Annotated in this window: 7 protein-coding genes and 1 pseudogene; 4 read left to right on the forward strand and 4 right to left on the reverse strand. The window is 41.2% G+C overall.

Annotated elements, in window-relative coordinates:
• Positions 1–55: 55 nt before the first annotated feature.
• A pseudogene (locus HWQ36_RS00865) lies at positions 56–244 on the reverse strand (RNA 2'-phosphotransferase); the annotation flags it as partial.
• Positions 245–326: 82 nt separating this feature from the next.
• On the reverse strand, positions 327–1,538 hold the full coding sequence (locus HWQ36_RS00870; protein ID WP_292697104.1) for an anion transporter: 1,212 nt from the start codon (positions 1,536–1,538) through the stop codon (positions 327–329).
• A 347-nt stretch (positions 1,539–1,885) separates the two neighbouring features.
• Here HWQ36_RS00870 and HWQ36_RS00875 point away from each other — a divergent pair, with 347 nt between their 5' ends.
• The 3 genes from HWQ36_RS00875 to HWQ36_RS00885 all read left to right on the forward strand — a co-directional run bounded on the left by HWQ36_RS00875 (position 1,886) and on the right by HWQ36_RS00885 (position 7,776).
• Positions 1,886–2,635, forward strand: coding sequence for a peptidoglycan-binding domain-containing protein (locus HWQ36_RS00875; RefSeq protein WP_292697107.1), 750 nt, complete (start codon positions 1,886–1,888; stop codon positions 2,633–2,635).
• 387 nt (positions 2,636–3,022) lie between these two features.
• Positions 3,023–4,210 (forward strand): TRC40/GET3/ArsA family transport-energizing ATPase, encoded by a 1,188-nt coding sequence (locus tag HWQ36_RS00880; RefSeq protein ID WP_012411082.1) that lies wholly within the window; start codon positions 3,023–3,025, stop codon positions 4,208–4,210.
• 254 nt (positions 4,211–4,464) lie between these two features.
• Positions 4,465–7,776 (forward strand): GAF domain-containing protein, encoded by a 3,312-nt coding sequence (locus tag HWQ36_RS00885; protein WP_292697117.1) that lies wholly within the window; start codon positions 4,465–4,467, stop codon positions 7,774–7,776.
• Between the two features lie 136 nt (positions 7,777–7,912).
• Here HWQ36_RS00885 and HWQ36_RS00890 read toward each other — a convergent pair whose 3' ends face one another.
• Complete coding sequence (locus tag HWQ36_RS00890) at positions 7,913–8,896, reverse strand: CHAD domain-containing protein (protein ID WP_292697119.1); 984 nt, start codon at positions 8,894–8,896, stop codon at positions 7,913–7,915.
• Between the two features lie 275 nt (positions 8,897–9,171).
• On the opposite strand from HWQ36_RS00890, the gene HWQ36_RS00895 reads away from it, so the two are divergent.
• Positions 9,172–10,239 (forward strand): DUF3616 domain-containing protein, encoded by a 1,068-nt coding sequence (locus HWQ36_RS00895; RefSeq protein WP_292697121.1) that lies wholly within the window; start codon positions 9,172–9,174, stop codon positions 10,237–10,239.
• A 103-nt stretch (positions 10,240–10,342) separates the two neighbouring features.
• Here the strand turns inward: HWQ36_RS00895 and HWQ36_RS00900 are convergent, their stop codons facing one another.
• On the reverse strand, positions 10,343–10,747 hold the full coding sequence (locus tag HWQ36_RS00900; RefSeq protein ID WP_012411079.1) for an NIL domain-containing protein: 405 nt from the start codon (positions 10,745–10,747) through the stop codon (positions 10,343–10,345).
• Between the last annotated feature and the right edge of the window lie 371 nt (positions 10,748–11,118).

Genomic DNA, 11,118 nt, shown 5'->3' on the forward strand with positions numbered 1-11,118 from the left:
TATTTTAGATAATGCCAGTTTCCATAAAAGAAAAGATATTTTAGCCCATATTAAGCTCGCTAGATTCTACTACCGTCTCTAATTCTTGACGGGTAATCGGAAAATTGTTTTTAGCACAAGCCGTAATTAATTCATCAACAGCAACCCAACCACCAGGAGCAAGTTTAATTCCAATTGCATCCGGTGTGTGTCGCAGATATTTGCTGAGATATTTGCTGATTTTGACGAAGCGAGAATCACTCATTTGCTTGTAATTAGCATATTTATACTACAATTATATACTTGTGTATTACGTAACAACTTTCATTGATGCTTTTACAAAAATATTAAGCAATCCAAAAATAGGTAAGCACCAATGTAATAGCAGTTAGTGGTAGCCCAAATCGCAAATGTTCCCCAAAAGTGAGTCGATATCCCTGTTTGGTAGCAGCCTCCGCCACAATCAAGTTTGCCACCGAACCCAGCAGGGTGAGATTTCCTGCCAGTGTTGAAACCGCCGCTAGTAGTAGCCAAGTGCGGGTGTCGGGATGGGGAATTAGGTGATGTAGTAGCAGTACAGCCGGTACATTCGACACTAAATTTGATAGCAACGCCGTTATCCCCAAAATGCTTAAGGGATCGTGAACAAAACGAGAAAGCCATCCTAAAGAACCAAGTTTTTGCACACCCTCGGTAAGGATGAACAGTCCACAAAACATTAACAACAAGTCCCAGTCTACCTTTTGTAAAATTCGCTCAGGCTTGATGCGGCGCGTTACTAGTAATAGTGCGGCAGCAATCAAGGTAACTTCAGCAGTAGGAATTCCGATTAAAAATGCTACTAGTAATCCGGTGGTAATCAATAGACTTTTAATTAACAGTGGCTTGAAGATGTGGTAACGAGGTGGTTTTACTTTTAAGTAAGGGTGAAGCGAATCTTCTTTGGAGACGCTACGCGATCGCACTTCTGGATATAATAACCACAATAAACCTACCTGAATCGTCAAACAGATCAACGCAAGTGGTGTTAAGGCTTTGGCAAAGTCTAGATAACTAATGCCAGAGAAGGAACCGATCAAGATATTTTGAGGATTACCGCTCAAAGTGGCAACGGAACCAAGGTTAGTTGCACCTGCTAGCGCCAGCAAATAGGGAATAGGTTTAAGCTTGAGTAATTGGGTAATACCAACTACTAAAGGTGTCAAAATTAGAGCAATTGTATCATTGAGAAAAAGTGCTGAGAGAATGCCACTGCCAAAAGTTAACACCACTAGTAACCCAAATGGGCTGTGGATGCGGCGGATTGTATAATCAAGGGCAAGCTGGAAAAAACCAGAGACGGCGAGATTGGCACTGATTACCATCATGCCAAATAGAAAAATTAGTGTTTTGTAGTCGATCGCACCCCACGCCGCAGGCAAATCTAGTACTCCCAATGCCATTAAGAAGGCAGCCCCAACAATGGCGATCGTCGCCCGATTCATCCGCAGTCCGGGCAAATATCCTAATCCTAGCCCGATGTAGGTGATAATAATCACGAGATATCGCAAAACTACCATTACTCTATTCCCTAAACGTAGCAAGCCCCGATTCAAAGCTTACCGGATGACGCACGCACCAATGCCAATAACTAGTAAGTAAGATGTGTGCCCTTACAACGTAGTATCATCATCAATAGCTGAGAATAAGCGATCGCTCACCAAGACTTAAAACCACTTTTCTGTTTCCAGGTGTGTAGTTACCTACGCCGAACGCCTTCTAGAAAAGCAACTTGGTGTGACACATCGCTTAACTTTTGAAACGCCTTGCAAATAAGATTATGTTAGATTTATTTATCTCTACTTACTTAATTTTTGTAAAACCAGATACATTAAATGGTAGTTTAGTCGCAAAGGAATCAAAGAGCATGGCCATTAGTAGTCCTGAAGTCATTCGTCATATCTTGATCGGGCTGGGATATTTAGCCCCTGAGATTGATCCGAAGCCCGATCTGACTAAATTCGCTCCCTGGAAGCGCAATAACAACTCATTGACAGATGATCTTACTGAAGAAGCGATTAAAAAGTTTCAGAAGCAGTACTCACAAAAACTTGTGGTAAATGGTAACGCTGATGCCGAGACTCGAACTGTAATGGAAGATACAGTCAAAGGGCTTCAGAATAGATTGAAGTTTCACGGTTTTGCAACCCCTGCCGAAATTCCAAAAGACTTGCCATTTTATGGCCCAGCTACTTATATAGCAGTCAAGAAATTTCAGAAATCTCAAGGTTTAACTGAAAATGGCATTGCCACTATTGAACAGCGTCAAATTCTACAGCAGTCTAACCTAACAGATAAGCCTCAGCCCCAGCCCCAGCCACAATCACAACTCAAGCTGATAGATTTGTGCTTCCAATTCAAAAAGAATCCTCAAAATCCTTCTTACATCGCAGCGTTAAATAACTTACAAAAAAACCTACCCAAGGACGTTTTACACAAAGTTACTAACAAATGGAGAGGGACAAACGACCAAAATCCTGAGATTGTCAAGCTGACAAATTTGTTCACTTATTATGACGACAACAATCAAAACCATCGTGATGCACTAAATCACTTACAAAGTCAGATTACCCCAGCTATCTCTCAAGCATTTTTAAGTCTCTGGAATAAGAAATAAACAAAGCGATCGCTCTTGGATAACTGACAAAGCCTCTAGTAGTTTTTGTGGTGATCCTAAAGGGGAGCGACGCGAAAAAGTAAGATCATCGTGAAAAGAGCAGAGGGAGATAGGGGAGATAGGGGAGACAAGGGAGACAAGGGAGACAAGGGAGAAAATTTTATCTTGTCTTTTTTGTCTTTCTTGTCCCCCTCATCTTCACTCCCTGCTCCCTCTGCTCCCCCTGCCTCCCCATCTAACTGTTAGAGCATTGCTCCCCACACTAGCTTTGTAGCGATCGCACCCTAGATTTAGACACTGTTCATCCCTAGAGACAACATTTATTTTCCTTAAACAGTCGATAATGTAAATAAATGTAAAAAATTCTCAGGCAGGATAGAAGCATCTATGCGTGTAATTTTGATGACTGGTAAAGGCGGCGTGGGCAAAACTTCCGTCGCTGCTGCAACTGGACTCCGTTGTGCAGAACTGGGCTATCAGACATTGGTTTTAAGTACAGATCCGGCTCATTCCCTGGCAGATAGTTTTGACATAGAACTGGGACACGCACCCCAAAAAATTCGCCCAAATCTGTGGGGTGCAGAACTGGATGCGCTGCAAGAACTAGAGGGAAACTGGGGTGCTGTAAAACGTTACATTACCCAAGTTTTACAAGCAAGGGGTTTAGATGGCGTACAGGCGGAGGAATTGGCAATTTTACCAGGCATGGATGAGATTTTTGGCTTGGTAAGGATGAAACGCCATTACGATGAAGGTGAGTTTGATGTTTTGATTATCGACTCAGCCCCCACTGGTACTGCACTGCGCTTGCTGAGTCTACCTGAAGTCGGTGGCTGGTATATGCGCCGTTTTTACAAACCATTTCAAAACATCTCGGTAGCACTTCGCCCTCTGGTTGAACCCTTTTTTAGACCAATTGCTGGTTTTTCGCTACCCGATAAAGAGGTGATGGATGCCCCTTATGAATTTTATGAACAAATTGAAGCTCTAGAAAAAGTCTTAACAGACAATACCCAAACCTCAGTGCGTCTAGTCACAAATCCTGAAAAGATGGTGATTAAAGAATCTCTGCGTGCCCATGCTTATCTGAGTTTGTATAATGTTGCAACAGATTTAGTAGTGGCTAATCGGATTATCCCAAGCGTTGTCCAAGATCCCTTTTTCCAACGTTGGAAGGAAAGTCAGGAGCAATATCGCCAGGAAATTCATGATAATTTCCACCCTCTTCCTGTGAAAGAAGTTCCCCTATTTTCTGAAGAAATGTGTGGATTAGCTGCATTGGAACGCCTCAAGGAAACTCTTTATAAAGATGAAGATCCGACTCAGGTTTATTACAAAGAAACAACTCTAAGAGTCGTGCAAGAGGAGAACCAATACAGCTTAGAAATTTATTTACCTGGTATTCCTAAAGACCAAGTTCAACTAAGTAAAACCGGAGACGAATTAAATATTACTATTGGCAACCATCGTCGTAACTTAGTTTTGCCACAAGCCTTAGCAGCGCTCCAACCAGGAGGGGCAAAGATGGAAGATGACTATCTAAAAATCCGCTTTGCTGACAACACAAGAGTTTAATTTTGTTGAATGTTTCTCTGTCAACAAAAAGTTAGAACTAACAAGCAAGAAATTTATCTTCTAGCTAGTACAGACGCAATTCTTTAGCGTCTTTTTTTATGATTTTTTGATGAATTTTTATAAAAGCTAAATAAATATTTTCACTAGTAATTAGACCGTAGTTTTACTGAAGACAAATTGATGAAATAAATTTCACAATGTTTTTAGATTTAATAACTTCAGTTTGCAAATACTAATTTATTTTTCTATAAGCAATGACCTCCAATCCTGAACAAAATTTGCCTTTATATAGCCAGGAAGAAAGTTTACTACGCCGGATTACAAACCGTATCCGACGAAGCTTAGAGTTAGAAGAAATTATCACAGTGACTACGGCGGAGGTGCGATCGCTCCTAAAAACTGATCGAGTGATGATTTACAAATTTCATGCTGATGGTAGCGGTCAAGTGGTTGCTGAGTCAATTTACAATAATCGTTTACCGTCATTACTGGGGCTGAATTTCCCGGCAGACGATATTCCACTCAGCGCTCGTGAACTATTTATCAAATCACGGGTGCGTTCTGTTGTAAATGTAGATACTCAAGAGATTGGTCAAAGTCACCTGCGTGACTTGGATAATGGAGAAATTATATCAGAGGAAATCCGTTACCGCTCTGTAGACTCCTGCCATATTGAATATTTGACGGCAATGGGGGTGAAATCTTCTGTAGTAGCGCCTATTCTCTATCAAGATCAACTCTGGGGGCTACTGGTGTCTCATAATTCCCAAGCGCGTTTGATTTCAGAATATGAACTAGAAGCAGTGCAGATGGTGGTAGAGCAGTTGTCAGTAGCGATCGCTCAAAGTACCCTGCTCACCCAAGTCCGCAAAACAGCCGAACAAGAAACTATCATTAACCGCATTGCTACTCTGCTGCATTCACTGCCGACAATTGTATTACAACCAGCCTTAGAAGCGACTGTTGCTGCCTTTAATGGAGTTGGTGGCAGGCTTTGCATTAGAAATGAAGCCTTTGATTTCCACAATGGCAACGTTACCAGCTTAACAGAATGCTTAATACCAGGAAATACTTGTATCAAGCTTTATATCTGTGGACAGCAACCTGTGATGCCAGAACAAACTATATATCCACTAATAGAGCAATATAGTGTCTGGCAAGAACACTACAAGTCTAGTAAATACGATGTTTGGGCAATTTCAGATATATATAAAATTTCTGACTTGCGAACTTTGCAAGTTGCTTTTCAACCAACTAAAATTCGCAGCGTGTTGATGATCCCACTCCAGTATCGTCAGCAGTTGCTAGGCTATTTAAGTATTTTCCGCAACGAAGTAGATACAGAGACTCTATGGGCAGGGCAATATGACAGCGATCAAAGGCAACTGTACCCTAGACAATCCTTTGAGGTTTGGCGCGAATCTAAAAAAGCACAAGCTCAAAAATGGACGGTTGAAGAGATTGAACTGGCTAGAAACTTGGGTAAACATTTTGCTTCAGCAATTCAGCAATATGAACTATACCAACAAGTACAAGTCTTCAATGAAAATTTAGAAAAACAAGTTAAAAGACGCACAGTTGAGTTACAACGGTCATCTGAACAAGAACAGGCTGTATTTAAAGTTATTGCCGAGATTCGAGAATCTCTGGACACAGATACCATTTTTCAAACCACTACTAAAGAAGTTTGTCAATTAATCAAAGCCGATCGCGTTTCTGTTTATCGTTTCGATTCTGATTGGGGTGGTAAATTTGTCGGGGATTTTGAGGCTGCTAGTCCATATTGGTCGAATGAGTCCGAACTAGGTATTAATACAATTTGGAATGATACTTACTTACAAGATACACAGGGAGGACGCTACCGCAACAATGAAACATTTGCAGTCGATGACATCTATAAGATGGGATTTGCGAAGTGTCATATCGACAATCTAGAGCAGTTTCAAATTCACGCTTTTGTGCTTGCTCCGATCTTTGTTGGGCAAAAACTTTGGGGTTTGCTGGCAACTTATCAACACACTGGCCTCCGACAATGGAAAGCCTCTGAAGTTAACTTTCTCAGTCAGATTGCGGCCCAAATGGGCGTAGCACTTCAGCAAGCTGAATTACTCACTCAGACACAACAACAGACGTTAAATTTGCAACAAGCAGCAGAACAACAACGGGTATTGTTTGAAGTTGTAGCGAAAGTTAGGGAATCTCTCGATCTAGATGCGATTTTTCAGACAACCACCCAAGAAATCTGTAAATCACTACAAGCGGATCGAGTTGCAGTTTACCGCTTCCAAGCTGATTGGAGTGGTGAATATATTGCCGAGTTTGTGGGCGAACGCTGGGTAAAGCTAGTAGGTTCTGATACTAAGACAGTTTGGCAAGATAGCTATTTGCAGGAAACCCAAGGTGGGCGATATCGTCACAATGAAACCTTTGCAGTTGATGATATTTATCAAGTTGGACATTCGCAATGCCACATTGCAGTTCTAGAGCAAATTCAAGCAAGGGCTTATGCGATCGCACCTATATTTATTGGGCAGCAGCTATGGGGCTTGTTAGCAGCTTATCAGAACTCTGAACCCCGCCATTGGGAAGCCTCGGAAATTAAGTTTATCACTCAAATTGCCAATCAGCTTGGGGTTGCACTCCAACAAGCCCAATTGCATAATCAAACCAAAGAGCAGACAGAAAAGCTGACTCAAGCTCTCTATGATTTAAAGCAAACTCAAACCCAACTGATCCAAACTGAGAAAATGTCCTCATTAGGTCAACTAGTAGCTGGTGTTGCTCACGAAATTAATAACCCCGTGAACTTCATTTATGGCAACATCAATCATGTCAACAATTACGCCCAAGATTTACTGAGTATACTAGACCTCTATTTACAAAATACCCCTAACCCCAGCCCTGAGATCCGCGATCGCACCTTCGAGATAGACTTAGAATTTCTCATGGAGGATTTGCCCAAAACTCTATCTTCCATGAAAGTTGGGGTTGATCGCATCCGTCAAATTGTCTTGGGTTTACGGAATTTCTCTCGCCTTGATGAGGCAGAAATGAAGCCGGTTGATATTCACGAGGGCATTGATAGCACTTTACTAATTTTACAGCATCGTTTGAAAGCAAAACCAGAAAGTCCGGCTATTAAATTAGTCAAAGAATACAGTGAGCTTCCCTTAGTAGAATGCTATGCCGGGCCACTGAATCAAGTATTTATGAATGTTTTAAGCAATGCGATCGATGCTCTTGAAGATTACAGGGAATCTCCATCAAAACTTCATAGCTGTCAAATTACCATTAGTACTGCTATTGGAGAGCTTGAAGGTAATATCAAAAGCGTAGTAATTCGCATTGCAGACAATGGCTCAGGAATACCCGAAGCTCTGAAGGCAAGAATCTGCGACCCATTTTTCACTACTAAACCAGTGGGAAAAGGCACTGGCTTAGGGTTATCAATAAGTTATCAAATTGTCGTGGATAAACACGGTGGTGTGTTTAAATGTGATTCTCAGCCGGGGTTAGGTACAGAATTTTGGATTGAAATTCCGGTGAGCCAAATTACCAAATCTTAGAAACAGAAAATAGTAAAACTTAAGGCAGCTTGAAGAAGTAGAAGAAATAATTATTTGATGGGAAATACAGTCGCACTGTAGGGGCAATTCATGAATTGCCCCTACGACAGATGTGGTGCCCAATAAAGAGCAACTTTTAATTTATTACTCCTGAAAGTGGGTGCAATATTGTTAAATGAAAGCTATGCCTAGTCTCAGCTTTCAAATACCGTTCTTGCAGGGGTTGCCACTGCTGCCACGACTGATAACGATTTTCAGTTAACAAAGTCGCAAGGGTAGGCAACTCAGTCTTAATTTCTGATTTAAATACCTTTCCAAGCCAGTCAGTTAAGACCGCACTATCTTGCATGTTACCCAAAATTTCTTGGATATTTTTCACTTCTGTCATATAAGCTCCGTAAGACTCACCATATAAGTCTGTAAATAACTCCATTTGGTAGCGTATACGTTTAGCTTCTTTTCGCAAACTATGCAGAATTTCGCCTTGTGTTGTTAATTGTTGTTCTATCTTTTCTGGTTTCCAGTTATTCTGAATTTTTACCTCTGATTCTACAAGTTGAGTGCCAACTAGCCAACCTGGATGTAGTAAGAAGTTACTCACTTCTGGCAAAAGTAAATCTGGTAAGACTTGCTGGATAGTAATAGATGCCAATGGTTGATAATTTGGTTTATCTAACCACTTATCCAATGCCTCTTTTAAAGACTTATAAGATTCGTCTTTTAACGTTTTCTGTACACTCGATAGTACATCTTCACGTTGTTTAGCTAAAGCGTTGAAAGCTGTTTGTAAAGATTCCTGTTCTTTACGTGGTAAGTTTGGTTTGTAATTGTTTTCCAAACTTTCTTTGAGTACGTCTAAATCTCGCAAATTACCAAGACGACGGGCTATTTTACCAATATTTTTATCGCTGATTGGTTTTGGTACATCCACTGCTAGTCCAAACCTAGTTACAGCCGTGCGTAAGCGACGCATTCCTACTCGCATTTGATGGAGCGCTTCTGGATCTTCATCTTTCTTTACTGATTTTTCCCACTTCAAGGTTTTCTTAAAGTGTTTTTGAATCGCTTGGTAGGCGTAGTCCCCTAGAGTTTTTACCGTGGGTTGTGTGGCTAATTTCATAATTGATCTTAATGACTACCTCATGAGGTTATTGAATAATAACATTAGTTAAAAACTTCTATCCACTTTTGATATTTTTTTTATTCAATGAAAGTTGTAATATTCATTCTTACTATTGATAGTTGCATACCATCTTAGAAATCTACACTATCTACCAAAGGTATAAAGAGCCGATTCACCTTTGCGATTTAATATGTCCGATAGCTTCTATTTATTTACATAGGTCTATTATGATAACATGATTAATCTTTTTGCAATCATAAGGATGATTTAAAATGTCAAACTCACATTTGCTTAATCAAGTTATCTTGACTTTTGTAGATAATTTTAAAGAACATAGAGAAGACTTATCAGCACTGTTGTTAACACATCAGAAGTATTTATGGTTAGGGTCAGATGAAACCTCAACTATTGAACGTCTGTCTTTGGTTGATACTGATAATTTTACAGATCATCAACAATTTCGGGTAGCAGAATTTATCAACTTACCTGCACCAGAAAATGAAGAAATAGATATAGAGGGACTTGCTTACACTGATGATTATCTATGGTTTGTTGGTTCTCATAGCTACAAACGTAAAAAGCCTAAACCTGATAAGACTAATGCACAAAACTTTAACCGGCTGGCAAAAATTGAATCAGAACCTAATCGTTACGTCTTAGGACGGATTCCTCTAATAGACGGTAACTTATTCTCATCTTGTCCGCATTCTCAAAATCCAGATGTGCAATTGAATGCCGCTAAACTAGAGGTAACGGAACAGGGTAATTTGCTGATGACAGCTTTGGCAGATGACCCTCATTTAGGCTTGTTTATCAAGGCATCAATTCCAGGAAAAGATAACGGCTTTGATATTGAAGGAATAGGCGTTTATCAAAACCGGATTTTTTTGGGTTTGCGTGGTCCTGTATTGCGGGGTTGGGCTGTGGTGCTGGAAATTGAGTTAGAAGATTCTAGCGCTGGAATTATGAAACTGCGGCAAATTGGAGAAGCCAAGGAGTTATATAAAAAGCATTTTGTCTGGTTGAATGGTTTGGGAATTCGGGATTTGTGTGTAGATGGTAAAGATTTGTTGATTTTAGCCGGCCCAACGATGGATTTAGATGGGCCCGTGCAAATATATCGTTGGGTAAATGGCGTGAATCTGCGAGAAAATGTCTTCAGTAATCCCGATTTTGTCCAGGATATTCCTTATGGAAATCGGGAAGATCGCGCTGAGGGAATGACGCTGTTTCAGGATGTGGCTGGTATACCTTCGCTATTGGTAGTTTATGACTCTCCAGCAAAAAGTAGGCTGGTGGGTGATGGTGGTGTAATAGCGGATGTGTTTAAGCTGGAATAATTTTGGATTTTGGATTTTGGACTTCGACTTACCTCGACTTCGCCCTTCGGCTACGCTCAGGACAGGCTCGGCACAAGTCGCTCAGTCGAACGATTTTGGATTTTTAAAGGTTAGTGGAGATTGCTTGTACGGGACAAGTAGGGATACACTGTTCGCAGACGATACAGCGCGATCGCGTGAATGTCAGTTTGTATGTCTCTGGGTGGAGAGTCAGGGCTTCAGTAGGACAAACCCCAGTACACAAGCCACAATGGACACAGACATCCTCGTCGATCGCAATTTCGCCTAAAGTATAAGAAACGTTAACATGGCGCGATCGCATCCACTCTATAGCAGCATCTAGTTGATCGATATCTCCCGCTAGTTCCACTACTAGTTTGCCAATTTGATTTGGGGCAACTTGGGCACGGATAATATTAGCAGCGACGTTGAATTCTTTGGCCAGTACGTAAGTGACTGGCATTTGCACGGCGCGTTTCGGGAAGGTGAGTGTTACTCGTTTTTTCACAGGTTTAGCAGAGGGTTTCTTCTGTTGTAGCGGATTAGAAGTCTAATAACTCCAAACAGTTAGAAGATGTAGGGAGTATGAAATGGTCATTGGTGTCAACTTAAGTCAGAAAGCTTATTCCACAGTTATTTTACCCCACACGCCAGATGCTCCACTACAGCGCTTCGCGCATCCTGCGGCGGGGGAGACCCCTGTTCCCGCAGTGGCTCCCCTTAAAAAGGGGGACTTTGATTCTAGTTCCCCCCTTTTTTAAGGGGGGTTAGGGGGGATCAAAACGATATGGAATCAGGTGAGCAGACTTGTGTGTACACCGTAGGTGAACGGGGAGGGGAGATTTTGTCGCTAGACAAAAGCGGGGTGGGGTTGCGAGG

Source organism: Nostoc sp. NMS2 (genome assembly GCF_017115105.1).
In the GTDB taxonomy this organism is placed as follows: domain Bacteria; phylum Cyanobacteriota; class Cyanobacteriia; order Cyanobacteriales; family Nostocaceae; genus Nostoc.

Coding starts and splice junctions, on each gene's coding strand:
- HWQ36_RS00875 (WP_292697107.1), top strand. CDS start 1,886: ATGGCCATTAGTAGTCCTGAAGTCATTCGTCATATCTTGATCGGGCTG.
- HWQ36_RS00885 (WP_292697117.1), top strand. CDS start 4,465: ATGACCTCCAATCCTGAACAAAATTTGCCTTTATATAGCCAGGAAGAA.
- HWQ36_RS00880 (WP_012411082.1), top strand. CDS start 3,023: ATGCGTGTAATTTTGATGACTGGTAAAGGCGGCGTGGGCAAAACTTCC.
- HWQ36_RS00890 (WP_292697119.1), bottom strand. CDS start 8,896: ATGAAATTAGCCACACAACCCACGGTAAAAACTCTAGGGGACTACGCC.
- HWQ36_RS00895 (WP_292697121.1), top strand. CDS start 9,172: ATGTCAAACTCACATTTGCTTAATCAAGTTATCTTGACTTTTGTAGAT.
- HWQ36_RS00870 (WP_292697104.1), bottom strand. CDS start 1,538: ATGGTAGTTTTGCGATATCTCGTGATTATTATCACCTACATCGGGCTA.